Here is a 25,407-nt window from a genome sequence, read left to right as displayed (position 1 = left end):
GGGGTTGAAATGCTAGAACGCGCGGAATTCGGCGTAAGCGCGCCGCTGTGGGCTCCGACCGGGGAGCGGATTGCAGAGGCGGAGCTGACGCGGTTCTCTCGCGCGGCGGCCAGGATCGCGCACCGGGACTTCGCGTCGTATGGCGATCTCCACCAGTGGTCGATCGACGATTGTGGGGCCTTTTGGGATCTGGTCTGGGAGGAGTGCGGCGTCATTGGCGATCGCATCGGCGTTCCCTTCAAACCGGGCGAACGGATGATGGACGCGAAGTTCTTTCCCGAGTCGAGGCTGAATTTCACGGAGAACCTGCTGCGGCGGACCGGATTGGCGGACGCGATCGTCTCGTACACCGAGCTTCAGGTCGCACGGCGGCTGTCGTGGGATCAGCTGCGCGACCAGGTGCTCCGGTTGCGGCAATGGCTGATCGATCATGAGGTGAAGGCGGGAGATCGCGTCGCCGCGATTGCACCGAACGTGCCCGAGGCGATTGTCGGGATGCTTGCGACAGTCTCCCTGGGAGCAATCTGGTCGTCATGCTCGCCGGATCTGGGAAAAAAGGCGGTCATCGCTCGCTTCGGCCAGATCGAGCCGGTCGTGCTGATCGGCGCCGGCGGCTACCTCTTGAACGGAGAACAATGTGATCTTGTGGAAAAGATGCGCGACATCATCGACCGGCTACCGACGGTGCGGTGCGGCCTGTTGATCGAGGACAACGAACCGCCGGCCGGCCGCTTGCAGCGTGGCGTAAAGTTCGAGAGCTTCAACGAGATCGTCGAAAACTACCGGCCGGCGAAGGCGTTCTACGAACGATTTCCCTTCGGCCAACCGCTCTCCATCCTGTACTCGTCGGGAACCACGGGCCTTCCGAAGTGCCTGCTGCATTCGGCCGGAGGCACGCTGCTCCAGCATCTGAAGGAGCATCGTCTCCACTGCGACATCAGAGCGGGCGACCGTGTGTTCTTTGCCACGACTTGCGGCTGGATGATGTGGAATTGGCTGGTGTCGACGCTTGCCAGCGGCGCGACGGTGGTCCTATACGACGGCTCTCCATTCGAGAATGACGGGCTTGTGATGTTCGACCTGATCGAATCGGAGCGGCTGACGCATTTCGGCGTTTCGGCCAGATTCATCGACGCATGCAGGATGATGAATCTTGCTCCCGAACAGACGCATGACCTCTCGAGCATGCGCGTTGTGTTGTCGACAGGGTCACCTCTTTCGAGCCGTTGCTTCGAATACGTTTACGCATCGATCAAGAGGGACGTTCATTTGGCGTCGATATCGGGCGGCACGGATATCGTTTCCTGCTTCGCGATGGGGGTTCCGACCGGGCCGGTGTGGGCGGGAGAGATCCAGGGGCCGGCACTCGGTATGGCGGTTGACGTCTACGATGAGGGCGGCCGTCCCCTCAGGCGAGGCGCCGGCGAGCTCGTCTGCACGCAGCCGTTTCCATCAATGCCGCTGCAGTTCTGGAACGACGGAGCCGGCGAAAGATATCGGGCGTCGTACTTCGAGCGTTTCCCCGGCGTGTGGACGCATGGCGATTTTGCGGAATGGGCCGAGCACGCGGGCATTGCCATTCACGGGCGCTCGGACGCCACGCTCAAGCCGGGCGGCATCAGGATTGGCACCGCGGACATTTACGCTCTCGTCGGTTCGCTGCCTGAGATCGCGGATGCCGTTTGTGTCGGTCAGGAGTGGGACGGAGACATCAGGATCGTGCTGTTCGTGGTTCTCAAAGACGGCACCAATCTGGACCGCCCGCTTGAGCGGCGCATCCGAGACACCATCGCATCCGGCGCGTCGGTGCATCACGTTCCGGCGGTGATATGCCAGGTCCGCGATATCCCGCGCACCTATTCGGGAAAGACATCCGAGCTTGCCGTGAAGGACGCGCTTGCTCGCCGTCCGATCCGGAACATCGAGGCGCTGGTCAATCCGCAGTGTCTGAGCCAGTTCGAGATCGTCGACCCGTCGCGGGACGAGGTGGATGAGTTCGATATGTGAGAACGGTCGTGGCGTGTTGGTGATTGAGGCAAATCGCAATGCGCGGGCGAACGGGTCAATGATGACGTGAAGGCTGCACGAGGAACTATCGCAGCATATCGAAGATGATCGGGAGGGAATATGGAAGTCATTTCGCGTGTGGCGGAGCTCCGCGACCGGATTCCGGCGCGCCGCTCTACGAGCGTCGGTTTCGTGCCCACGATGGGCTACCTTCATCGCGGACACCTCAGGCTGATGGAGATTGCCAAGGCTCAGAACGATGTCGTCGTCGCCAGCATCTTCGTCAACCCGACTCAATTTGGCGCAAACGAAGACTTCTCGACATATCCAAGAGACATGGAGCGCGACAGGTCGCTGCTGGAGTCAGCTGGCGTGGACTGGCTGTTTGCGCCGGACAGCGCGGATATGTACCGCGAGAAATCGCAGACCTATGTCGATGTTCCCGGCATCGGAGCAGTTCTTGAGGGAGGAATTCGTCCGGTCTATTTCAGAGGTGTCGCGACGGTCGTCACCAAGCTGCTGAACATCGTGCAACCCGATCGCGCCTATTTTGGCGAGAAGGACTATCAGCAGGTCATCCTGGTCCGCAGGATGGTCGAGGACCTCTTCCTCCCCGTAGAGATCGTGGGCGTTCCGACCGTCAGGGATGAGGACGGGGTCGCACTGAGCTCGCGCAACGTCTATCTGAGCGCGGAAGAACGCGCCGCGGCTCGCCGATTGCCGCAAGCCCTTCAGCTCGCCCGAAAGCTGATCCACTCGCGGGAAATGAACAGCAAGGCGCTCGAGATGGCGCTGCGGACTTACATTGCCGAGGAGCCGTTGGCGCATATCGATGTGGTGGCGGTTCGCGACGCGGACACGCTGGAGGAGACGATCGAACTTCCGCGGCGAGCGCTGGTGCTGCTGTTCGTCCGGTTCGGGCGCGCTCAGTTGCTGGATCACGCCGTAGTTGAGAGCGAGCGACAATCGCCGGCAACGAGGTAGATCTCCAATGGACCCGCAGGGATCAAACGGCGATTGCATGATGCGGCAGTCGACGCATCTGCCGGTTTCGGCCGAGAATGTCCGCAGCCTCGGCTATCGGATGGTCGACATTCTGGTGCGTGAGCTGTCGGAACCGAGGGCGAGGCCGATTTATCCGGAGCTTCGGGAATCGAAGGAGATGGAGGAGGCCTTCGGCGGACCGATGCCGCTTGATCCTGTCGATCCTCAGGCCCTTCTCGACCGTATCGAGCGGGAATTGATACCCGCTTCTGCGAACTTCCTGCATCCCGGCATCATGGCCTGGGTGGCTGCGACTCCGCAGGCCCTTCCGGGTCTGCTCGATGGGCTCTTGTGTGCTCTCCGGATTTTCCCTCATGCCTGGAAACTGACACCGGGAAGCATTCAGGTCGAGCTCACCGTTTGTCGGTGGCTCGGAGAGATGGCCGGCTTTGGCGACCGCGCGACCGGTCACTTTACGACCGGGGGAACGGTTGCGAACTTGTACGCCCTGGCGGCCGCGCGAACCAGGGCGGCCGGTTCGGACGTGCGAATGAAGGGAATGAGAGCAGGCGCCCAACTCGTCGCCTATGCGTCGGAGCACGCCCATATTTGCATCGAGCAGAGCATGGCGCTCCTTGGAGTCGGAACGGAAAACCTGCGACGCATTCCGCTCGATTCCCGGCACCGGATGCGGCCGGACGCATTGGAGCACTCGCTCCGGGAGGACGTTCGAGCGGGGCGCCGCCCATTCTGCATCGTCGCCACCGCCGGAACGACCGACACCGGCGCAGTGGATCCGATCGAGGCGATTTCCGCCGTCGCGAAGGAACATGGGGTCTGGTTGCATGTCGACGGCTCTTACGGAGCGCTCGCGGCGTCCGTCGATGCCTGCAAGCCCCTCTTTCGCGGCCTGTCGCAGGCGGATTCCGTTTCGGTCGATCCTCACAAATGGCTCAACATTCCGTTCGAAGCGGGGTGTGTCCTGGTCAGGCGGCCGACGGATCTCCTGGATACCTTCCGTGCGACCGCTCCTTATCTGGAGTCAGGGGCCAGCGCGGATGCGCACGACCATTGGCAGAGCGGATTCGAGCTCAGTCGGTCGGATCGTGCAGCCAAGGTCTGGTTCGCCCTCTCGCAGCATGGGGTGCGAGCCTACAGGCGCATGATCGAAGACCACCTCGAATTTGCCAGGCGATTGCACCGGCTGGTCCGCGACGATCCGGAATTCGAGCCGCTGCACGAGCCGAGCCTGAGTGTGCTCTGCGTCAGATACATTCCGCGTGTCGCGTTGTCCGACGGGGGGATCGACATGATCAATCAGCAGATCGAGGACGGCTTCCGCTTCGTCGACAATGCGCTGGTGGCCGGAACGTCCATCGGGGGGCGTCGTGCCCTTCGCTTTTGCTTCGTAAACCACCGCACGACATGGAGCGACGTCGAGGCCGCCCTCGCGGCGGCTCGCCGCCTTGGCCGATCCTTCACCGATTCGAAGCCGTGACGGCCATGGAACGCATCTGCGGGAGTCAGCTGGCGCTGCCGGAATACAGGGGATCGACCGGGGCCCCCGGCAGCCTCGTCGCGAAGTATCGTTCTATCATGTGGCTGTCGGCCGAGAATGCCAGCTTCGGAAGCGGATCTCCCACCGTGAACCATGCGACGTCGTCAACGTCGCTGCCCGCCTGCATAAGTCCGCCGGTCGGTGTCGCCAGCAGGGCCACGGCAAGAGTGTGGAGATCGGATCGCAGGAAATTGGACGCGACGCTCAGGATAGACGTAATAGCGACGTCCAGTCCCGTCTCTTCCTTAACCTCTCGGCGCCCGGCGGTCAGAAAGTCCTCGTCGAACTCGATGTATCCGCACGGCAGGCACCACTCGCCTTCGTTCAGAGTGCCTGCTCGACGCTTGCAGAGCAGGACCCGGTTGCCGGACACAACCATGATGGCGACGATCGGAACCGGATTTCGGAAATGGATGCTGCGGCAGCTGGGATCGACACACCGCATGGCGCTTTCCGGATCCTCGCAGCGCTCCAAAGGCTTGCTGCATGACGGGCAATATCTCCAAGGGTGCTCTTCGGCGGGACCACGAAGATATGCGCTGAATACCTGTCGCGCTTGCATGCTTCGTCTCCTTGCGCAGGAACGTGGGCTCGGTACCGGCCCATCTTGCTCGATCGGACAAATAGCATCGGGACGAAATCCGCGCAAAGCGCGGGCGGACCCGCATGGTGGTGGCCGTATGGCCGCGAAGCAACTGCATGCGGGGGCGGCATGCACGGGTAAGGGGGGCGCATCGGCAAATTCAATTCAGATGACCGGGCATATCGCTGAGAGGTCAGCCGTCGGAAGGGTACGCGCCATGTCGCCAGTTGCGCTCGTCGATGAAAGCCTTGAAAGCAGGCCGGGATCCTCGCGGGAACTGCCTATGAGATGTCAACGAACGGAAGCACGGGGATGACTTGCGCGGGACGCGGCGGCGATCTGCTCCGGCCTCGGCAGTCCTGCGACCGCGCGATGGCGTTTGCTGGAGCATTGCTCGCGGCAGTCATCTTCGGAGGAAATTTCGTCGTCGGCCGCCACGGCGTCAATGTCGGGCTCGAGCCGGCTGACATCGTTGCCTCGCGCTACGCCATGGCCGGGATCATCTTCGCACCCGTGTTGTTCAGACATGGAATTCGGGACCTCGGCGGAGTGGGATGGTTCCGGGGAGCAGTCCTTGCCTCGCTGATCGGCGCGCCATACGCCTATTGTCTCATGCTCGGTCTACAAATGGCTCCCGCAGTTCACGGGGTCGTCCTGCATCCGGGATTGACGACCGTGTTTGGCGTCCTGTTCAGTTGGTTCGCACTGGGTGAACGCCTGGGACGTGGAGCAATCATAGGCATACCCACGGCTTTTGTGGGCCTCATTCTCCTGGCCGGCGGTGACTTTTGGGGCGGCGGATCGCTGGTCTGGGTCGGCGATCTGCTCTTCGCCATGGCTGCAATATGGTACGGCCTCTTCAGCGTTCTCATGCGCCGATGGCAGGTGCCGTCTGCCTTGTCCGTCGCGATCGTATGCGTGCTGTCTGCGATCATGTGGCTTCCCGCGTACGCGGTCTTCGGTCGGCCCCAGCATTTGCTCGATGTGCCGCTAAAGGAGATCGTCTATCAAGCGGTCTATCAGGGAGCGCTGGCAAACGGTCTGGCCGTATTCCTTTTCGTGCATGCCATCAACACGATCGGTCCATCCCGGACAGTTGTATTTGCATCCCTCGTGCCATTGTTCGGGACCCTTCTGGCGATCGTGTTGTTAGGGGAGACACTGTCGGTCCTGCAAGGAATTGGAATCGCCACTGTATGTGTCGGCCTCCTGCTGACCATCAGGACGTCGCATGGAGCATGAATCATTGGAGCGGGAGGTGCTGCAGGAGCAGGGTGCGATTTCGTTGAATCGAACCGAGCGAGGTTCTGGTCGCGATCCAATGGAAGGATAACGTCCGGCCGTGGTCCACGGGATGTCGACCACGGTCCTGTTTCCCGAGATGACCAAGGGGCGGCGGGTAGGGCTATTGCCTGGGGCCGGCGATTCTTACGCCATCCCAGATCCGGGTTTTCCCAATGCGCACGGCACCGATCAGATAGCCGTCGTCTCCCGGTTGCCAGGGCCCAAACGTCTCCATCTTGCGCAGGGCGACATAGTCGACGTTGTCGAATCCGCATTCGCGCAATGCCGCCCGAGTCTTGTCAATGATGAATATTGGATCGGCCCCGCTGGTCAACGCATCGGACATGGAGAAGAGAACTTTGTTGAGTTGACGTGCGATCCTCAGCTCGTTGTCGTTGAGATACGAATTGCGCGAGGAGAGCGCGAGCCCCTGGGCATCGCGCGCGATCGGCGCAGACATGACTTCTACCGGGATGTCGAGGTCCTTGACCACCCGACGGATGACGCAAACCTGTTGGTAGTCCTTCTCCCCGAAGATGGCGACGTCGGGAAGGGCCTGAAGCAGCAGCTTGGTGACCACCGTTGCCACACCGCTGAAGAAGTAGGGGCGAAGGTCGCCCTCCAACCCCGAAGCCGGACCGTCCAGCGAGATCCTGGTGCAGAACCCCTCGGGATACATTTGGTCGACGGTCGGCAGGTATGCAAGATGGGCTCCGGCGCTCTGAAGCTTGTGCAGGTCCGCTGAAATCTGTCTTGGGTAGATCTCGAAATCCTCTCCCGTGCTGAACTGCTTCGGGTTGATGAAAAGACTCACTACACAGCGATCGGCGACTTCCAGCACGTGCTTGACGAGTGAAAGATGTCCGTCATGCAGGGCGCCCATAGTCGGTACAAGTCCAACTCTGAAGCCGCGGGATCGCCAGAGCCGAACCTCGGTCTTCAGTTCATTGACAGTCTTTGCCGTAAGAATCTCGCTCATGCCTCGCCTCGATGATATTGGAAGGGATTGATCTGGAGAGATCTGCGATCGGATCGGTGATGACTGCTCCCTGAGATCGACGAAGAGGCTAGCCGAAGTTTTTTTGGTTAGAACGGGTCGACCGGCATCTTTGATGATGCTTGAGCAGTATTGAGACAGGGCGCGCACTGTAGAATCGTTCTCATCGGAGCGCCGAGCAGTTACCGAGGCAGGCTCGTCCGCTCTCTCGACTGGGATGTCGAGGTCATCGGAGCGGTCGCGATGTTCGCTCCGCGACGAGTGAGGTGTCCCTTGCGTGCGGACTGCGACAAGGCATGCTGGTTCCGAACGACGAACGCGTCTCGCGACGGGCCATCGGACAGAAGTGAGGAGCGGACAACGGAGAGACGGTTTGAGTGAAATTGAGGCCGAGCTCTGCCTCCATGCGTTCATAATAGTGGACGGAATGCATCGGCCGGTGAGGCTCGAGCGTTGTCCGACGTACAAAAATGGTGGGAGAAGAATATGAGTGTAGCAGTGACTGTGAAGGCGCTGATGCCGGCTGACATTCGCGCACGCAAGGGGAATCATCCGATCGTTTGCCTCACAGCATATACGACACCCGTCGCACGCCTCGCGGACAAGCATTGTGATCTGGTGCTGGTCGGCGACAGCGTTGGAATGGTGGTCCATGGTCTTCCATCGACGGTCGGTGTTTCGCTGGACATGATGATCATGCACGGGGAAGCGGTGCGTCGTGGCCTGGATCGAGCTCTGATGGTCGTGGACATGCCGTTCGGAACGTATGAGGAAAGCCGCGAGATGGCGCTGAGAAATGCCAGCACGATCATGGCGCGCACCGGCTGCGCGGCCGTGAAGCTGGAGGGCGGCGAAACGATGGCAGACACCATTCACTTCCTGACCCAACGCGGAATTCCGGTCATGGCGCACATCGGGCTCACCCCGCAGTCCATCAACACGTTGGGGGGCTACAAGGTGCAGGGGCGTGGAAGAGATGCCGAGCGCGTAGAACGGGACGCCCGAGCCGTTGCGCAGGCCGGCGCATTCAGCGTCGTCCTCGAGAAGATCGCCGAGACGACGGCCTGCAAGATCACGGCGGCGGTGGAGATTCCCACGATCGGCATCGGCGCCTCGGCATCGTGTGACGGACAGATACTGGTCGTTGACGACATGCTCGGAATGTTCGTCGAGTTCCGGCCGAAATTCGTGAAGCGTTACGCCGAGATTGCAAAGGACGCAGGTCAGGCGATGTCAGCCTATGCCGCCGAAGTGCGAAACCGGAGCTTCCCCGGCATGGAGCACGTTTTCGCGGACGCTGTCGCGAGCACCGCCAAAATCGCCGCTCAGGCATGACCCGGGCTCGCGCAATCGCGGCCAATGCGTGTTCAGGCTGAATGCCTGTCCTGGCCGCCGATATCGATCGCGGAGGAACTGCGCGGGGGGATATCGCATCTGAAGCCTCGGCGGCTTGCGGAGAACAGGCGGCGGTATCCCGCGGACACGGGACCATCCGATCGCTCGCCGAAAGAACGGGTTATTCGCGATGACGATTCAATCGGTCGATATCGGCACGCCGGGCTTCGCCGGCGTGGAGAGACATGACATCAATCAAACGCTGTCCGACGGGCATTGCGGCCCGGGCGGTCCGCGGGGCGAAGGTTCGCACGCGCCGGCGGCTAACCGATGGTTTGACCTGTCGGGAAAAGTCGCCTTGGTGACGGGAAGCGCGCGTGGATTGGGGTTCGAAATCGCGCGCGCGCTCGCGGCGGCCGGCGCTGCCGTGGCGTTGAACGGCCGGGATCCCGTCAATGTCAATCGAGCGGCGGACCGTCTTTCGGGCGAGGGTCTCAAGGCATCGAGTTTCGTCGCGGATGTGAGCGGCGACACGGGCAAGCTGATCGACGACGTCGTGTCGCGTCTCGGCAGCTTGGACATCCTGGTGCATTGCGTTGGGCAGCGTGATCGGCGAGGGACGCAGAATATCTCGGGTGCGGATTTCGCGCGGCTGATCGACGTCAATCTTGTTGGCGCTTATGGACTCGCGAAGTCGGCATTCGTCCCGCTCCAGGCAAGCGGAGCGGGGCGCCTGATCTTTCTGACCTCCATCGCGGGCCCGATCGCGCGATCGGGGGACCCGGCCTACACCGCGGCCAAGGGCGGGCTAGCCGCATTGATGCGATCCCTTGCGGTCGAATTCGGACGGTGCGGCATGACCGTGAATGCAATTGCACCGGGTTGGTTCACGACTGACTCGAATATCGAGTTTGTCGGAAGGGACGACGTGCAATCCTTTATTCGCACGCGCGTACCGTTGGCCCGCTGGGGGACCCCGGACGAGATCGGCGCCGCTGCGGTGTTTCTAGCTTCAGCTGGATCGAGCTACGTGAATGGGCTCACACTCACGATCGACGGAGGTCTATCGGTCAGCTTTTGAGGGGCGAGGGCCGTCCCGCCACCAAGCAAATGTTTGGCGTGATCTCAGCCCGCCGAAGTATCGCATCTTGCAACGCGCAGCATATACTGTGAATTCAGTAATAGTGTTCAAATCGCTTCGAATTAAATCAACCGCGCTTCTTCCGATAGACGCGTCTCCGGAACGTCTCGGCCACATAACGGGTCTTGCGGCGCACCTGGACGCGCCAGTTAACCGCCGCCCTCGGCGCAAGTGCCGCAATCAGAGCCGCGTTCGCCTTTCGCTGACTGGACCTGGAGGGGCTGCGGCGCCGGCTGGAGCCAATCCCCGTCTGCGCTCGCGTAGCTTGCGGAAGTTGTCTCCGGCGTGGTGCGAGGAGCGTGTCAGCGGCGTGGCTGACACCAGCAGAAAGCCCTTGGCGTAAGCGACCTTCTCATAGGCCTCGAATTCATCAGGGGGCACGAAGCGCATGACAGCGTGGTGCTTGCGCGTGGGTTGGAGATACTGGCCGATGGTCAGGAAGTCGACGTCGGCGGAACGAAGGTCGTCCATCAATTGCTGGACTTCGCTGCGCTCTTCGCCGAGGCCGACCATGATCCCGGACTTGGTGAACATCTGTGCGTCGAGTTCCTTGACGCGCTGCAGCAGCCGGACTGAGTGAAAGTAGCGCGCACCGGGCCGCACCGTCAGATATTTCGACGGCACGGTCTCCAGATTATGGTTGAATACGTCGGGTTTCGCCGCAATGACGGTTTCGAGTGCGCCCGTTTTGCGCAGAAAATCTGGGGTCAGGATTTCGACCGTCGTGCCCGGGCTTGCCGTCCGAATGGCCACAATTGTCGCGGCGAAATGCGCGGCGCCACCGTCGGCAAGGTCGTCACGATCGACCGAGGTGACGACCACATGTTCCAGTCCCAGCTTGGCGACAGCTTCGGCGACCTTGACCGGTTCATCCGTATCGAGGGCACCCGGCAGGCCGGTGCGCACGTTACAGAAAGCGCATGCGCGCGTGCAGGTATCGCCCATGATCATGAAGGTCGCGTGCTTCTTCGCCCAGCACTCGCCAATGTTGGGACAGCTTGCTTCCTCGCAAACGGTCACGAGTTTGTTCTCGCGCACGATGCGCTTCGTCTCGGCCCAATCGGCGGAGCCGGGAGCCTTCACGCGGATCCACGCAGGCTTGCTCTGCAAGGGCGTGTCGGGTCGTTTGGCCTTTTCGGGGTGACGCGGCATGTCGGGCCGCAACTTCGCTCTCGGATCGTTGTTGAGGAGATCAAGCACGACTGTCATTTGGTCAACCTCGTGAATGCGCCAGTCGCGGACATTCAGCTATCCAAGCGAACTTCGTCTATTCGATTCTTCATCCTCTCACCAGCGCCCCTCATGACCGGTCGCTGTATCGCGCGGGGACTCTCGCTTCGCGCGCGCAGGCCGATTTCCGACTTCAAGCCTTGCATTTGGAACCCGTTGCCGCGCCGATCCGACATCTCGGATGAACCTCCAGCCGGTTTTCCGGAGCTTCAGACAGATCCTGCCCGATCGGATTGGCGCGCGCGGCGGCAGACGAGGCGAACTCAAGCAAAATGAATGGGATGCCCGCGATTGGCTGCGCCTTTCGTGGTCTGGCACGAATGCTGCTTAGGTATCGGCAAAAGAAGAAGCAATAGCTCAAGAACAACAACACGAGGGGACGTTCAGATGCCAGCCAGTATTCAACTCATCACCTAGAGCGCCAGGCGATATCGCCTGTGTGGCATTGCGCGTTTCCGCAGTACGCGGAGCGCAATGAACGTTGACGCCTGTTTTCGGCTTGGCCTGCAATGGAGAAGGTAATGAAGCTCGCGGACGCGCAAGATCTGGATCCGCAGGAAACCCGGGAATGGCTTGACGCCTTGTCGGCAGTCCGGGGTCATCGCGGCAACGAACGAGCCGAGTTCGTCGTCAACGCGGTTATTGACGCCGCGCGCCGTGACAGGCTTCAGATAGCGCAATCGCTGACGACGCCCTATTGCAACACGATCCCGCCGGATCGGCAGCCGGCGCTGCCGGGCGATCGTGCGATCGAGCACAAGCTTCGCTCGATCATCCGTTGGAACGCACTTGCAATCGTTCTGCGCGCCAACAAGGACAGCTCGGAGCTTGGCGGCCATATCGCAAGCTTCCAGTCGGCTGCCACGCTCTACGATATCGGCTACGGCCACTTCTGGCATGCACCGACGGACGGCCATGGCGGCGATCTGATCTTCGTGCAGGGACACTGCTCGCCCGGCATCTATGCGCGCGCCTTTCTTGAGGGACGGTTGAGCGAGGAGCAGCTTCTCGGTTTCAGGCAGGAGACCGGCGGCAAAGGCTTGTCGAGCTATCCTCACCCGTGGCTGATGCCGGACTTCTGGCAGTTCCCGACGGTGTCGATGGGACTGGGGCCCTTGGTGGCGATCTATCAGGCGCGATTCCTGAAGTATCTCCAGAACCACAAGCTGGCCGAGACATCGAATCGCAAGGTCTGGGCCTTTATGGGCGACGGCGAAACGGACGAACCGGAATCGCTGGGCGCGATTTCGCTCGCCGGCCGCGAAAATCTCGACAATCTGATCTTCGTCATCAATTGCAACCTCCAGCGGCTCGACGGGCCCGTTCGCGGTAACGGCAAGATCGTCCAGGAGCTCGAAAGCGTTTTCCGCGGCGCCGGCTGGAACGTCATCAAGGTGCTGTGGGGCTCGGGCTGGGATCGCCTGCTCGAAAAGGACAACAGCGGATTGCTGCTGAAGCGCATGGAGGAGTGCGTTGACGGCGAGTACCAGGATTACAAGAGCAAGAGCGGCGCCTATATCCGCGAACATTTCTTCGGCAAGTACGATGAATTGAAACAGCTCGTCGCTGATATGAGCGACGACGAGATCTGGAAGCTCGCGCGCGGCGGCCATGATCCGGAAAAGGTGTTCGCGGCCTACGCAGCGGCGGTGAACCACAAGGGCCAGCCGACGGTGATCCTGCCGAAGACCGTCAAGGGCTATGGCATGGGCGAGTCCGGCGAAGGCCAGATGATCGCGCATCAGGCCAAGAAGATGACGCAGGAAGCGCTGCGCGGCTTCCGTGATCGCTTCCAGGTGCCGGTCGCCGACGATGAACTGCCGAAGGTGCCTTTCCTTCGCCTGCCGGAAGACAGTCCGGAGATGAAGTATTTCCGCGCGCAGCGCGAAAAGCTCGGCGGCAGCCTGCCGCAGCGCCGGCGCAAGTCAGCATCTCTGCCAATTCCGCCGCTGTCCACGTTCCAGCGGTTGCTCGACGCGACGGGCGACCGCGAAATCTCGACCACGATGGCGTTCGTGCAGATGCTCGGCACCCTCGTGCGCGACAAGGCGATCGGCAAGCACATCGTGCCGATCGTGCCGGACGAATCCCGGACCTTCGGCATGGAGGGCATGTTCCGCCAGCTCGGCATCTATTCATCGGTCGGCCAGCTCTACCGGCCGCAGGACGCCGATCAGCTGATGTACTACCGCGAGGACAAAACCGGCCAGGTGCTGCAGGAGGGCATCAACGAAGGTGGCGCGATGTCGAGCTGGATCGTCGCGGCGACGTCCTACAGTACGAACAACGTGCCGATGATTCCGTTCTATATCTACTATTCGATGTTCGGCCTGCAGCGTGTCGGCGACCTCGCCTGGCTCGCCGGCGATATGCGTGCCCGCGGCTTCCTGCTCGGTGGCACCGCCGGCCGCACCACGCTGAACGGCGAGGGGTTGCAGCACGAGGATGGTCACAGCCACGTCCTTGCCGCCACCATCCCGAACTGCGTGTCGTACGACCCGACCTTTGCCTACGAGGTCGTGACGATCGTCCGCGAAGGCATGCGGCGCATGTACGAGGTGCAGGAGGACGTCTACTACTACATCACCCTGATGAACGAGAATTATCAGCATCCCTCGCTCGCCGACGCCGGCAAGGGGGCGGAGGAGGGAATTCTCAAGGGGCTGTATCTCCTGAAGAGCGGCGGCGAGACGGCGAAGAAGGGGCTTCGCGTCCAGCTCGTCGGCTCGGGCACGATCCTGCGCGAGGTGATCGCGGCTGCCGATCTGCTCAAGGCGGACTTCGGCGTGACCGCCGATATCTGGAGCGCGACCAGCTTCAACGAACTGCGCCGCGACGGCATGGCGTCGGAGCGCTGGAACCTGCTGCATCCGACCGAGCCGCGCCGCAAGAGCTGGGTGGAGACGCAACTCGATGGGCATCCGGGGCCGGTCGTGGCCTCCACCGACTACATGCGCAACTACCCCGACCAGATCCGGGAATATGTCCAGGCGGCCGGCCGTCGCTACGTCGTGCTGGGCACGGACGGTTTCGGCCGCAGCGACTATCGCGTGAAGCTGCGAGAATTCTTCGAGGTCGACCGGCATTACGTCGCCGTCGCGGCACTCAAGGCACTGGCCGACGAAGGCGCGATCAAGCCTGCGATCGTGGCCGAAGCCATCGCCAAATATAAAATCGACGCCGGGCGTGCTGCGCCCTGGACCGTGTGAGCGGAGCCGAGGACAGAGCGATGAGTGGTTTGATCGACATCAAGGTTCCCGACATCGGTGACTTCAAGGACGTCCCGGTGATCGAGGTCTTCGTCAAGCCGGGCGACAGGGTGAAGGCTGAGGATCCCCTGGTTTCGCTGGAGTCCGACAAGGCGACCATGGAGGTGCCGTCGCCGCGCGATGGCATGGTGAAGTCGGTGGTCGTGAAGGTCGGCGACAAGGTCAGCGAAGGCACGGTGGTTGTGCAGTTCGAGGGCGCCGGCGCGGAGCAGGCCGAGGCGCGCCCTGTAGTCAGTGCTCCGCCATCGCCGGTCAACGCACCGGCTGGAGTCGCCGAGGTGCGAGTCCCCGATATCGGCGACTTCAAGGACGTTCCGGTCATCGAGATCTTCGTAAGGGCCGGCGACAGCGTGAAAGCGGAGGATCCGCTGATCGCGCTCGAGTCGGACAAGGCGACGATGGAAGTGCCGGCGCCTCTCTCGGGCACCGTGCGCGAGATCAAGGTCAAAACCGGTGACAAGGTCAGCGAGGGCTCGATCATCCTATCGCTGGCAACTGGAGCATCACCTTTGCAGGCCGACATCGCTCCCGTGTCGCCGCCTGCGTCCTCGTCGGCCACCGCCGCTGGAACGGCGGTGGTCGGCGCCTTTGACGAAAGAAGTTTCGCGCTCGCCTATGCCGGTCCGGCCGTGCGCAAGCTGGCGCGCGAACGGGGAGTCGATCTCGGCAAGGTCAAGGGCTCGGGCAATCACGGCCGTATTCTGCGCGAAGACGTCGAGGCCTTCGGCAAAGGCGGAGCGGCGCCGGCCAAGCCGCAAGCAGCGGCCGCAAGCGGAGGCGGCGTCGGCGGCATCGACCTTCTGCCCTGGCCCAAGGTCGATTTTGCGAAGTACGGGCCGGTCGAGCGCAAGGAGCTCGGCCGCATCAAGAAGATTTCGGCGGCCAATCTTCACCGCAACTGGGTCGTCATTCCGCACGTCACAACCCACGACGAGGCTGATATCACCGATCTCGAACAATTCCGGGTCCAGATGAACAAGGAGCTGGAGAAGAGCGGTGTAAAACTCTCGCTCCTGCCGTTCATGGTGAAGGCCGCGGTAGCGACGCTGCAGAAATTCCCGGAATTCAATGCCAGCCTCGACGGCGACACGCTCGTCTACAAGAACTACTGGCACATCGGCTTTGCCGCTGATACGCCGAATGGCCTGATGGTGCCCGTGATCCGCGACGCCGACAAGAAATCGGTGCCCGAAATCGCCAAGGAGATGAACGCCCTCGCCAAGGTCGCGCGCGAAGGCAAGATCAAGCCCGACCAGATGCAGGGCGGGACTTTCTCGATCTCCTCGCTCGGCGGCATCGGCGGCATCTATTTCACGCCGATCATCAACGCGCCCGAAGTCGCCATCATGGGCGTCTGCAAGGGTTACTGGAAGCAGCACTCCTCCGACGGCAAGACATCGAACTGGCGGCTGACGCTGCCGCTGTCGCTGTCCTGGGACCACCGCGTCATCGACGGTGCGGCGGCCGCGCGTTTCAACGTCTACTTCGCCAACGTGCTCGCCGATTTGCGGCGCGTGCTGTTCTGAGATCGGGGGAAGCAGCATGGCTCAGCAGATCGAAGTGAAGGTCCCCGATATCGGTGACTTCAAGGACGTCGCGGTGATCGAGGTCATGGTGAAGCCCGGCGAGACCGTCGCGGTCGACACCAGCCTCATCATGGTCGAGTCCGATAAGGCGTCGATGGAGATTCCGTCTTCGCATGCCGGCGTCGTCAAGGAGGTCAGGGTCAAGGTCGACGACAAGGTGAACGAAGGATCAACCATCCTCGTGCTGGAGGCCACAGGCGCCGCTGCTGCGCCAAAGGCCGCGCCGGCACCGCAGCCGGCCGCGGCCGCGCCGCCACCAAGTGCACCTGCTGCGGCATCCTATGCCGGAAAGGCGGACATTGAATGCGACATACTGGTGCTGGGCGCCGGTCCCGGTGGCTACTCAGCCGCCTTCCGCGCCGCCGATCTCGGCATGAAGACCGTGCTGGTCGAGCGTTACGACACGCTCGGAGGCGTGTGTCTCAACGTCGGCTGTATCCCGAGCAAGGCGCTGCTGCATACCGCGTCCGTGGTCGACGAAGTCAGGCATCTTCCCGACCATGGAATTTCCTTTGGCCCGCCGCAGATCGACCTCGGCAAGCTGCGCGCGTTCAAGGATGGCGTGATCAAGAAGTTGACGGGCGGCCTTGCCGGCATGGCGAAGGCTCGCAAGGTCGAGGTCGTGACCGGCGTCGGTGCCTTCCTCGACCCGCATCATCTCGAGATTGTCTCGGCCGCAGGCAAGAAGACGGTCAAGTTCGCCAACGCCATCATCGCTGCCGGCAGCCAGGCCGTGAAACTGCCGTTTCTGCCTGAGGATCCGCGCATCGTCGATTCGACCGGCGCGCTGCAGCTGAAATCGATCCCCAAGCGCATGCTGGTGATCGGTGGCGGCATCATCGGTTTGGAAATGGCGACGGTCTATTCGACGCTTGGCGTGCACATCGACGTTGTCGAAATGCTCGACGGCCTGATGCAGGGAGCCGACCGTGATCTGGTCAAGGTCTGGGAGAAGATGAACGCCGGCCGTTTCGACAAGGTCATGCTGAGGACCAAAACGGTAGGCGCGAAGGCGACGGACGCCGGGATCGAGGTGAGTTTCGAGGGCGAGCAGGCGCCTGCCGGGCCACAGATCTATGACCTCGTTCTCGTGTCGGTCGGCCGCAGCCCGAATGGCAAGAAGATTGGCGCCGAGAAGGCCGGTATCGCGGTGACCGAGCGAGGCTTCATCGACGTCGACAAGCAGATGCGCACCAACGTGGCGCACATCTTCGCGATCGGAGACATCGTCGGCCAGCCGATGCTGGCGCACAAGGCGGTGCATGAGGCCCATGTGGCCGCGGAAGTCGCGCATGGCTTGAAGTCGTACTTCGACGCGCGGCAAATTCCTTCCGTCGCCTACACCGATCCTGAAGTCGCCTGGGCCGGCAAGACAGAAGAGCAGTGCAAGGCCGAGGGGCTCAAGGTCGGCAAGGCGGTCTTTCCATGGGCAGCCTCCGGCCGCGCCATCGCCAATGGCCGCGACGAGGGTTTTACCAAGCTGCTGTTCGACACCACGACGCACCGCGTCGTCGGTGGAGGCATCGTCGGGACGCATGCCGGCGATCTTATCAGCGAGGTCTGCCTTGCGATCGAGATGGGCTGCGAGCCGGCCGATATCGGCAAGACCATTCATCCGCACCCGACACTCGGAGAGTCCATCGGCATGGCGGCCGAGGTGTTCGAGGGCCACTGCACGGACCTTCCGCCACAAAAGAAAAAGTGACGCCGCGGTTGAGACGAAGGAGACAGTCATGGTTTCAAGAGCGTGGCGAATTCTTATCCTTCTCGCATTTCTGCTTCCGCCCAAGTTGGCGTCGGCGGCGGAGGCGCATTGGCCCCAGGTGCTCACTCTCGGCACCGCGTCGGAAGGCGGCACCTATTACGCCTACGGCGAAGGGCTGGCCCGATTGCTCTCGCGAGAACTCGGCATCGCGGTAGTAGCGCGACCAACCGGCGGCCCGATTGAGAATATCAAGCTGCTTGAGACCGGTGAAATTCAACTGGCCTTCGTCACACAAGGCGTGGCGTTGCAAGCCTGGAACGCCAGCGCTGCCTGGACCGATGGGCGGCAATACCGAAACATGCGCGTCATGTTCGCGATGTATGATACGCCGTTTCAGTTTCAGGTGCTCAGTGACTCGCCGATTCAATCGTTTGCCGAATTCGCCGGCAAACGTATCGGTGTCGGGCCCGAAGGCGGCACCACCGCCACCTACTTTCCCGAGTTCCTCAAGACGCTGAAGATCGAGGCCACCGTAGTTCACGGCGATTGGGCGGAGCTCGCGGAGAAGTCGTTGGCGCGAAGCATCGATGCGCTCGCGGTTGGGGCCGGCGTACCGGTTCCGATGCTTATCGATATCGAGCGAAAGGCGAAGGTGCGCTACCTCCCTCTCACGCGGCAGGAGATCGCAACGCTGCGCCTGACGATGCCGGAACTCTCCGCATCCGTTGTTGCGGCGGGTTCGTATCCTACCTTGCGGCGCCGTTACGACACGGTCGGCCTGTTCAACTTTGCCGTTGCGCACAAGGATTTGCCGGACGACCTGGTCACAGCCATCGTCGACACAGTGTTCGCCAATAACGAGCGGATGGTCGAATTTCATCCGGCGGCGGCGGAAACGATCCCCTCGAACATCACGCGCAACAATTTCATTCCGCTTCATGGTGGCGCGGTCAGTTGGTACCGCAACAGGGTTACGCCTGGGGTTGCGCATTCGGACTGAGAAACAGTTTCTAGGGAAGGAATGAGATATGGCAACAGCAGCAGCAACGACAGGCGGTCACCATTCCGTAAAATGGTATCAGCACCTCTATGTGCAGGTGTTGGCTGCAATCACAGCCGGCATATTACTGGGCCATTTTTATCCTCAGCTTGGCGAGCAGATGAAGCCGCTCGGCGATGCGTTTATCAAATGCATCAAGATGATTATCGCCCCGATCATCTTCTTCACGGTTGTGCATGGTATTGCCAGCATGCGCGACATGAAGAAGGTCGGACGTGTTGGTTTGAAGGCATTGATCTATTTCGAAGTTCTAACGACGGCTGCGCTGATCATCGGACTTATCGTTATCAATTTGTGGAAGCCTGGCGCAGGCATGAACGTCGATCTGTCGACGGTTGACACAAAGTCGATCGCGGCATTCACCGCAAAAGCGAAGGACCAGGGCACGGTCCAGTTTCTGATGGACATTATCCCGTCGACAGTCGTGGGCGCGTTTGCCACTGGCGAAATCTTGCAGGTGTTGTTCTTTGCGATTCTGTTTGCATTTGGGTTGCAAGCTCTCGGTCAACACGGTGAGGGCGTGCTGCGGCTGATTGATGTCGTGAGCCACGTGTTCTTCAAGATCGTGGGCTACATCATGAAAGTTGCCCCGATCGGAGCGTTCGGCGCAATGGCATTCACGATCGGCAAGTATGGCGTGGCGACGCTGATCTCGCTGGGAAACTTCATGTTGGCGTTTTACGTAACATGCTTGGTGTTCGTCTTCGTCGTGCTCGGCTCCGTTGCTGCCCTTAGCGGTTTTTCGATCTTTAAGTTCATCCGTTATATCAAGGAAGAACTCCTGATCGTGCTTGGCACTTCGTCGTCGGAAACAGTACTGCCGCGTATGATCGCCAAGATGGAAAATCTTGGCTGCGAAAAGTCGGTCGTCGGTTTGGTCATTCCGACCGGTTATTCGTTCAACCTCGATGGCACTTGTATTTACTTGACAATGGCCGCGATCTTTCTGGCGCAGGCGACCGGTACGAACCTGACGATCTGGCAAGAGCTCGGCATCATTGGCGTTCTGCTCCTTACATCCAAGGGCGCCGCCGGTGTCACGGGATCCGGCTTCATCGTTCTAGCCGCAACACTTGCATCCGTCGGGACAATTCCGGTCGCGAGCATCGCCTTGATCCTTGGCATTGACCGCTTCATGTCGGAGGCGCGCGCGCTCACCAACCTCATAGGAAATGGCGTTGCGACAGTCGTTGTCGCCAAATGGGAAGGGCGCTCGATGAAGAAGTGCTCCACCAACGTCTAAACCAGGAGCGCGATGCCGAAGCGGACGATCCGGAGTCAGTAAAGATTGCGGATGACGAGATAGAGGCAGGCGCGCCCCAGCCAGTCGTCGCTTGACCTTGAAAACGGAAGCGCAGGAAACGCTAAACGAGGAGTTGATCATGACTGAAGTAGTAATTGTGTCTGCTGCCCGGACGCCGGTCGGTGCGTTCAACGGAGCGCTCGGCTCGATCTCTGCCCATGAATTGGGAGCCATTGCCATCAAAGGCGCGCTCGAACGAGCCAAGGTCGCGCCGGAAGATGTCGATGAAGTGATCCTGGGCCAGGTACTATCTGGCGGCGAGGGGCAAAACCCGGCGCGGCAGGCAGCGATGGCGGCCGGCATTCCGAAGGAGAAGACGGCGTGGGGCATGAACCAGCTCTGCGGTTCGGGCTTGCGGTCGGTGGCGCTCGGCTTGCAGCAGATCGCCAATGGCGATGCGAAAGTCATCGTCGCCGGCGGCATGGAGTCGATGTCGATGGCGCCGCATCTGTCGCACATGCGGAACGGCACCAAGATGGGCGACACCAAGTTCGTCGATTCCATGCTGAAGGACGGGCTGCTGGATGCTTTCCACGGCTATCATATGGGAGTCACCGCGGAGAATATCGCCGCCAAGTGGCAGATCACCCGGGAAGAGCAGGACGCGTTCGCCACCAGCTCGCAGAACAAGGCCGAGGACGCTCAAAAGGCCGGCAGATTCAAGGATGAGATTGTCTCCGTCACGGTGAAGACTAGAAAGGGCGACGTTGTCGTTGACCAGGATGAGTTTATTCGCCCCGGCACGACGCTTGATGCGCTGGCAAAGCTGAAGCCCGCCTTCAACAAAGAGGGCACGGTAACCGCCGGCAACGCCTCCGGTCTCAACGACGGCGCGGCCGCGCTGGTTTTGATGAGCGCCGACGAAGCCAGCAAACGCGGCCTCACTCCGCTTGCCAAGATCGTCTCCTGGGCGACCGCGGGCGTCGATCCCGCGGTGATGGGGTCGGGCCCAATTCCGGCGTCGCGCAAGGCGCTCGAAAAGGCCGGCTGGAAAGTAAGGGACCTCGATCTTGTCGAGGCCAACGAGGCCTTCGCGGCGCAGGCCATCGCGGTCAACAAGGATATGGGCTGGGATCCCTCGATCGTGAACGTGAACGGCGGCGCCATCGCCATCGGCCATCCGATCGGTGCGTCCGGCGCGCGCGTTCTGACGACGCTTCTGTTCGAGATGCAGAAGCGCGGCGCGAAGAAAGGCCTTGCCACGCTGTGCATCGGCGGCGGCATGGGCGTCGCCCTGACGGTCGAGCGCTAGACCGGCGGACGGGCCGGTCGTTCCGGCCGGAGCGAGATGCGGACGGCACCGGGCCGCCCGCGAACGACAACGGCTCCCCGAGAGCCGGCGAATGCAAGTTGAACCGATCAAGATCAGGAGGAGACGATGTCCAGAGTTGCGGTGGTAACGGGCGGTACGCGAGGCATAGGTGAGGCGATCTCGATCGCGCTCAAGGCGGCCGGCTACAAGGTAGCTGCGAGCTATGCCGGCAACGATGAGGCGGCGGCGAAGTTCAAGGGCGAGACCGGCATCAACGTCTACAAATGGGACGTGTCGAGCTACGACGCCTGCGTCGCAGGTCTCAAGCAGGTCGAGGCTGATCTGGGTCCGGTGGACGTGCTGGTCAACAACGCCGGCATCACCAAGGACGGCATGTTCCACAAGATGACGCCGGACCAATGGTACGGGGTCATCAACACCAATTTGAACTCGCTGTTCAACATGACGCGGCCGGTGTGGGAAGGAATGCGCGAGCGCAAGTTCGGCCGCGTGATCTGCATCTCCTCCATCAACGGCCAGAAGGGCCAGATGGGCCAGGTCAACTACTCCGCCGCCAAGGCGGGCGACATGGGCTTCGTCAAGGCGCTGGCCCAGGAGGGAGCGCGCTCCGGCATCACCGTCAACACGATCTGCCCCGGCTATATCGCCACCGAGATGGTCAAGGCGATCAACCCCGAGGTCGTGGCCAAGAACATTCTTCCCCTGATCCCGGTCGGCCGTCTGGGCGAACCGCACGAGATCGCGCGAACGGTGCTGTTCCTGGCATCCGACGAGGCCGGCTTCATCACGGGATCGACGATATCCGCCAACGGCGGACAGAGCATGGTCTGAGGCCGCCGCCATGTCGATGCAGCCACGAGGGGATCTCACGACACGAACGCTCGCCATGCCTGCGGATGCGAATCCGAGCGGCGATATATTCGGTGGCTGGGTGCTTTCCCAAATGGATATCGCGGGTGGCATCCATGCCGGCCAGCGTGCGCAGGGGCGTGTCGCGACGGTTGCGATCGAGGCGATGCATTTCATCAAGCCGGTCCATGTCGGAGACGTTCTTTGCGTGTACGCCGCGGCCGAGCGTGTGGGCCGGACATCACTGGCGATCCGCCTGGAGGCCTGGGCGCTGCGCCGCCGCCTGGGGGACCGTGTCAAGGTGACCGAAGGCATCTTTACGTTCGTCGCGCTCGACGGCGAGGGACGTCCTGCGCCAATCGCGCCTGATCGACATGAGGAAGCATCTCTACCGTAAACGACGCTTCAAACGAGACTGCACCGACAACCGATGAAGGAGAGAAAAAATGTCCGACAGCAAATCGAAGTCAAACGACGCCGACTGGGGCTTTGCCGGGTTCGACTTCGCCAAGCTCATCGAATCCTGCCAGATCAGCGGCGTCGATATGACAGCGTTGATCGACACGGAGAAGAAGAACATCGACGCGCTCATGGAGGTCAATCGGTCGGCATATGACGGTTGGCGAAACCTGATGGCGCAACAGGCCGAGGTTTTCCAGGAAACCATGAAGGCGATCGCCGCCGAGGCGGGCGGCGAATCCGTCGCGGGACGCCGCGCCGAGATCGCCAGGGAGGGATTCGAGAAAGCGTTGGCCAACATGCGCCAGCTTGCCGAGACGGCGACCGAATCCCAAAAGCAAACGATAGAAATACTGCGCCGTCGTTTCGAGGACGGCATGGCGGCGATGCGCAATCCCGGCGCCAGAGCGTGAGGCCCGCCGGCGGCTCAGAGCAGGAGGGAGGTCGCTCGGACCGGCCTCTCGAACGAAGTAACCAGTCGAGGAACACGATGGATCAGGATCTGAGGGAAGCCGCACTCGAATATCATCGCCTGCCGACGCCGGGGAAGATCTCCGTCGTGCCGACGACGTCGATGGCAACGCAGCGCGATCTGGCGCTGGCGTATTCACCCGGCGTGGCGGAGCCTTGCCTGGTCATCGCCAAGGACCCCTTGCAGGCCGATGAACTGACGGCGCGCAGCAACCTCGTGGCCGTCGTCACCAACGGCACCGCCGTGCTTGGTCTCGGCAATATTGGCCCGCTGGCGAGCAAGCCGGTGATGGAAGGCAAAGCCTGCCTGTTCAAGAAGTTCGCCGGAATCGACGTATTCGATATCGAGCTCGCCGAGGAAGATCCTGACGCGCTGATCGAAACGATCGCCAGGATGGAGCCGACCTTCGGCGGCATCAACCTGGAGGACATCAAGGCGCCGGAATGCTTCTACATCGAACAGAAGCTCCGCGCCCGAATGAAGATTCCCGTCTTTCACGACGACCAGCACGGCACCGCGATCATCGCAGCCGCGGCGATCCTCAACGGGCTGAAGCTGGTGAAGAAAGACATCGCGGACGTCAAGCTGGTTTGCTCCGGCGCCGGTGCAGCGGCGCTTGCGTGTCTCGATCTCATCGTCAGTCTCGGGCTGCGACACGATAATATCATCGTGACCGATGCAAAGGGCGTGGTGTATGCCGGCCGCACCGAAGGCATGGACGACAACAAGGCGCGCTACGCCGTAACGACGGACGCGCGAAAGCTGGACCAGATCATCCAGGATGCCGACATTTTTCTCGGCCTTTCGGCGGGCAACGTGCTCACGCCCGACATGGTCAAGAAGATGGCGCGGGATCCGTTGATCTTCGCCATGGCCAACCCGATACCCGAAATCATGCCGGAGGACGCGCTGGCGGTCCGCCCCGATGCGATCATCGGGACGGGACGTTCGGACTACCCCAACCAGATCAACAATGTGCTGTGCTTTCCGTTCATCTTCAGGGGCGCGCTGGACTGCGGCGCGACCACGATCAATGAGGAGATGAAGCTTGCTACGGTCCGCGCGCTCGCGGATCTGGCCATGACGGAGGTGCCCGAGGTGGTCGCCGTCGCTTACAAGGGAGAGGGGCTGCGTTTTGGCCGCGACTACCTCATTCCCAAGCCGTTCGACCCGCGGCTCATCGAAATGATCGCGCCGGCGGTGGCCAAGGCGGCTGCCGACACTGGCGTCGCCAGGCGGCCGATCGCCGATATGGAGGCCTATCGTCAGAAACTGGGCCGGTTCGTCTACCAGTCCGGCAACGCGATGCAGCCGGTCTTCTCGGTGGCGAAGGGAAGCGGCAAGTCCCTGCTTCTGGCGGAAGGCGAGGACGAGCGCGTACTGCGCGCAGCGCAAGTCATCGCCGACGAGGGAATTGCCAGGCCGCTGCTGCTCGGCCGGCCGTCAACGATCGAAGAGCGGATCAAGGCCTTCGGTCTCCGGCTCAAGCCAGGCAGCGACTGCGAGATTATCGATCCTCATGATGCGCAGGTCTATTCCAAATGCGCGGAAGTGTATCATGCGCGCAGAAAGCGTGATGGCGTGTCGGCCGCGCTGGCCCTCTCGGAGACGCGAAGCGACGCGACGGTGCTCGCGTCGATCCTGCTCGAGAGGGGCATCGGCGATGCCATGCTGTGCGGGGTCATCGGAAGGACCGCCAGTCACCTCACCGCCATACGCCACGTGATCGGGACCCGGGACGGCGTGCGCACGCTCGCCGTGATGCAGATGCTCATTCTCCCAAAGCATCAGCTGTTCATTTGCGACACGCACTGCAATCTCAATCCAACCGCCGAGCAGGTCGCCGATATTGCATTGCTGGCGGCGGCCGAGGTCAGGCGGTTTGGCATCACGCCGAGGGTGGCGTTGTTGTCGCATTCGAGTTTTGGCAGCTCGGCGCTCCCGGAAGCGCACAAGATGCGGGAGGCGCGCGCGATCATTCGCGAGCGGTCGCCCGATCTGGCCGTGGAGGGCGAGATGCGCGGGGATGCCGCGCTGTCGCAGTCGGTGCTGGATCACGAGTTTCCAGATACCGATTTCGAAGGACCGGCGAACGTGCTGGTGATGCCGAATCTCGATGCCGCCAACATCTCCTACAATTTGTTGCGGATGGCGGCGGGGCAGGGGCTGACGGTGGGCGGCATTCTGCTCGGGGCGGCAAAGCCGGCCCATATTCTCACGCCGTCGTCCACTGTGCGGCGCATCGTGAACATGGCTGCTGTCGCGGCCGCTGACGCGGTTTCGGAGCGAGCTTGATCGGGAAAGCGCTTGGA

The 25,407-nt window shown here is 61.7% G+C and carries 18 protein-coding genes and 1 pseudogene; 16 read left to right on the top strand and 3 right to left on the bottom strand.

Annotation, left to right across the window (positions count from 1 at the left end):
• The first annotated feature begins 9 nt into the window (after positions 1-9).
• The 3 genes from IVB05_RS24645 to IVB05_RS24635 all read left to right on the top strand — a co-directional run bounded on the left by IVB05_RS24645 (position 10) and on the right by IVB05_RS24635 (position 4,489).
• Positions 10-2,007: an acetoacetate--CoA ligase gene (locus IVB05_RS24645; RefSeq protein WP_247778494.1), complete on the top strand. Its 1,998-nt coding sequence runs from the start codon at positions 10-12 to the stop codon at positions 2,005-2,007.
• A 120-nt stretch (positions 2,008-2,127) separates the two neighbouring features.
• Positions 2,128-2,991 carry a pantoate--beta-alanine ligase gene (gene panC, locus IVB05_RS24640; protein WP_247778493.1) on the top strand — a complete coding sequence of 288 codons (864 nt, stop codon included), beginning with the start codon at positions 2,128-2,130 and terminating at the stop codon, positions 2,989-2,991.
• A gap of 100 nt (positions 2,992-3,091) precedes the next feature.
• Positions 3,092-4,489 (top strand): aminotransferase class V-fold PLP-dependent enzyme, encoded by a 1,398-nt coding sequence (locus tag IVB05_RS24635; protein ID WP_247778492.1) that lies wholly within the window; start codon positions 3,092-3,094, stop codon positions 4,487-4,489.
• 25 nt (positions 4,490-4,514) lie between these two features.
• Here the strand turns inward: IVB05_RS24635 and IVB05_RS24630 are convergent, their stop codons facing one another.
• Complete coding sequence (locus IVB05_RS24630) at positions 4,515-5,111, bottom strand: NUDIX hydrolase (protein WP_247778491.1); 597 nt, start codon at positions 5,109-5,111, stop codon at positions 4,515-4,517.
• Positions 5,112-5,504: 393 nt separating this feature from the next.
• Between IVB05_RS24630 and IVB05_RS24625 the strand changes: the two genes are divergently transcribed.
• Positions 5,505-6,374 (top strand): DMT family transporter, encoded by an 870-nt coding sequence (locus IVB05_RS24625; protein WP_247778490.1) that lies wholly within the window; start codon positions 5,505-5,507, stop codon positions 6,372-6,374.
• A gap of 163 nt (positions 6,375-6,537) precedes the next feature.
• On the opposite strand, the gene panC (IVB05_RS24620) is transcribed toward IVB05_RS24625, so the two are convergent.
• Positions 6,538-7,395, bottom strand: a complete 858-nt coding sequence (gene panC, locus IVB05_RS24620) for a pantoate--beta-alanine ligase (RefSeq protein ID WP_247778489.1) — start codon at positions 7,393-7,395, stop codon at positions 6,538-6,540.
• A 504-nt stretch (positions 7,396-7,899) separates the two neighbouring features.
• Here panC (IVB05_RS24620) and panB point away from each other — a divergent pair.
• Complete coding sequence (panB, locus tag IVB05_RS24615; RefSeq protein WP_247778488.1) at positions 7,900-8,748, top strand: 3-methyl-2-oxobutanoate hydroxymethyltransferase; 849 nt, start codon at positions 7,900-7,902, stop codon at positions 8,746-8,748.
• Positions 8,749-8,938: 190 nt separating this feature from the next.
• The gene (locus tag IVB05_RS24610) at positions 8,939-9,829 is read left to right on the top strand and encodes an SDR family oxidoreductase (RefSeq protein WP_247778487.1); all 891 of its coding nucleotides are present in this window, start codon (positions 8,939-8,941) and stop codon (positions 9,827-9,829) included.
• A gap of 240 nt (positions 9,830-10,069) precedes the next feature.
• On the opposite strand, the gene lipA is transcribed toward IVB05_RS24610, so the two are convergent.
• The gene (gene lipA / locus IVB05_RS24605; RefSeq protein WP_247778486.1) at positions 10,070-11,098 is read right to left on the bottom strand and encodes a lipoyl synthase; all 1,029 of its coding nucleotides are present in this window, start codon (positions 11,096-11,098) and stop codon (positions 10,070-10,072) included.
• 542 nt (positions 11,099-11,640) lie between these two features.
• Between lipA and aceE the strand changes: the two genes are divergently transcribed.
• From aceE to IVB05_RS24555, 10 genes and pseudogenes are all read left to right on the top strand, one after another.
• Positions 11,641-14,328: a pyruvate dehydrogenase (acetyl-transferring), homodimeric type gene (gene aceE, locus IVB05_RS24600; RefSeq protein WP_346771776.1), complete on the top strand. Its 2,688-nt coding sequence runs from the start codon at positions 11,641-11,643 to the stop codon at positions 14,326-14,328.
• 20 nt (positions 14,329-14,348) lie between these two features.
• Complete coding sequence (locus tag IVB05_RS24595; RefSeq protein WP_247778484.1) at positions 14,349-15,914, top strand: dihydrolipoyllysine-residue acetyltransferase; 1,566 nt, start codon at positions 14,349-14,351, stop codon at positions 15,912-15,914.
• Positions 15,915-15,930: 16 nt separating this feature from the next.
• The gene (gene lpdA, locus IVB05_RS24590; RefSeq protein WP_247778483.1) at positions 15,931-17,679 is read left to right on the top strand and encodes a dihydrolipoyl dehydrogenase; all 1,749 of its coding nucleotides are present in this window, start codon (positions 15,931-15,933) and stop codon (positions 17,677-17,679) included.
• A gap of 28 nt (positions 17,680-17,707) precedes the next feature.
• Positions 17,708-18,679, top strand: coding sequence for a TAXI family TRAP transporter solute-binding subunit (locus IVB05_RS24585; protein ID WP_247778482.1), 972 nt, complete (start codon positions 17,708-17,710; stop codon positions 18,677-18,679).
• 28 nt (positions 18,680-18,707) lie between these two features.
• Positions 18,708-20,077: pseudogene (locus IVB05_RS24580) on the top strand (dicarboxylate/amino acid:cation symporter).
• Positions 20,078-20,121: 44 nt separating this feature from the next.
• Complete coding sequence (locus IVB05_RS24575; RefSeq protein WP_247778480.1) at positions 20,122-21,294, top strand: acetyl-CoA C-acetyltransferase; 1,173 nt, start codon at positions 20,122-20,124, stop codon at positions 21,292-21,294.
• Positions 21,295-21,420: 126 nt separating this feature from the next.
• A complete protein-coding gene (phbB, locus tag IVB05_RS24570; protein ID WP_247778479.1) occupies positions 21,421-22,146 on the top strand; it encodes an acetoacetyl-CoA reductase in 726 nt (241 codons plus the stop codon).
• 55 nt (positions 22,147-22,201) lie between these two features.
• Entirely contained in the window at positions 22,202-22,561 is a 360-nt protein-coding gene (locus IVB05_RS24565; protein ID WP_247778478.1) for an acyl-CoA thioesterase, read from the top strand.
• Positions 22,562-22,610: 49 nt separating this feature from the next.
• Positions 22,611-23,036, top strand: coding sequence for a TIGR01841 family phasin (gene phaP, locus IVB05_RS24560; protein WP_247778477.1), 426 nt, complete (start codon positions 22,611-22,613; stop codon positions 23,034-23,036).
• A 77-nt stretch (positions 23,037-23,113) separates the two neighbouring features.
• Entirely contained in the window at positions 23,114-25,390 is a 2,277-nt protein-coding gene (locus IVB05_RS24555) for an NADP-dependent malic enzyme (RefSeq protein WP_247778476.1), read from the top strand.
• Positions 25,391-25,407: the final 17 nt, after the last annotated feature.

It is taken from the genome of Bradyrhizobium sp. 170 (assembly GCF_023101085.1).
Lineage (GTDB): Bacteria > Pseudomonadota > Alphaproteobacteria > Rhizobiales > Xanthobacteraceae > Bradyrhizobium.
The sequence above is the reverse complement of the archived record's forward strand: the minus strand, read 5'-3'. Positions and strand labels throughout refer to the sequence as shown.

Bases quoted from the DNA above. Each gene is read 5' to 3' on its own strand.
- IVB05_RS24645 (WP_247778494.1), top strand. From the start codon at position 10: ATGCTAGAACGCGCGGAATTCGGCGTAAGCGCGCCGCTGTGGGCTCCG.
- panC (WP_247778493.1), top strand. From the start codon at position 2,128: ATGGAAGTCATTTCGCGTGTGGCGGAGCTCCGCGACCGGATTCCGGCG.
- IVB05_RS24635 (WP_247778492.1), top strand. From the start codon at position 3,092: ATGGTCGACATTCTGGTGCGTGAGCTGTCGGAACCGAGGGCGAGGCCG.
- IVB05_RS24630 (WP_247778491.1), bottom strand. From the start codon at position 5,111: ATGCAAGCGCGACAGGTATTCAGCGCATATCTTCGTGGTCCCGCCGAA.
- IVB05_RS24625 (WP_247778490.1), top strand. From the start codon at position 5,505: ATGGCGTTTGCTGGAGCATTGCTCGCGGCAGTCATCTTCGGAGGAAAT.
- panC (WP_247778489.1), bottom strand. From the start codon at position 7,395: ATGAGCGAGATTCTTACGGCAAAGACTGTCAATGAACTGAAGACCGAG.
- panB (WP_247778488.1), top strand. From the start codon at position 7,900: ATGAGTGTAGCAGTGACTGTGAAGGCGCTGATGCCGGCTGACATTCGC.
- IVB05_RS24610 (WP_247778487.1), top strand. From the start codon at position 8,939: ATGACGATTCAATCGGTCGATATCGGCACGCCGGGCTTCGCCGGCGTG.
- lipA (WP_247778486.1), bottom strand. From the start codon at position 11,098: ATGACAGTCGTGCTTGATCTCCTCAACAACGATCCGAGAGCGAAGTTG.
- aceE (WP_346771776.1), top strand. From the start codon at position 11,641: ATGAAGCTCGCGGACGCGCAAGATCTGGATCCGCAGGAAACCCGGGAA.
- IVB05_RS24595 (WP_247778484.1), top strand. From the start codon at position 14,349: ATGAGTGGTTTGATCGACATCAAGGTTCCCGACATCGGTGACTTCAAG.
- lpdA (WP_247778483.1), top strand. From the start codon at position 15,931: ATGGCTCAGCAGATCGAAGTGAAGGTCCCCGATATCGGTGACTTCAAG.
- IVB05_RS24585 (WP_247778482.1), top strand. From the start codon at position 17,708: ATGGTTTCAAGAGCGTGGCGAATTCTTATCCTTCTCGCATTTCTGCTT.
- IVB05_RS24575 (WP_247778480.1), top strand. From the start codon at position 20,122: ATGACTGAAGTAGTAATTGTGTCTGCTGCCCGGACGCCGGTCGGTGCG.
- phbB (WP_247778479.1), top strand. From the start codon at position 21,421: ATGTCCAGAGTTGCGGTGGTAACGGGCGGTACGCGAGGCATAGGTGAG.
- IVB05_RS24565 (WP_247778478.1), top strand. From the start codon at position 22,202: ATGCCTGCGGATGCGAATCCGAGCGGCGATATATTCGGTGGCTGGGTG.
- phaP (WP_247778477.1), top strand. From the start codon at position 22,611: ATGTCCGACAGCAAATCGAAGTCAAACGACGCCGACTGGGGCTTTGCC.
- IVB05_RS24555 (WP_247778476.1), top strand. From the start codon at position 23,114: ATGGATCAGGATCTGAGGGAAGCCGCACTCGAATATCATCGCCTGCCG.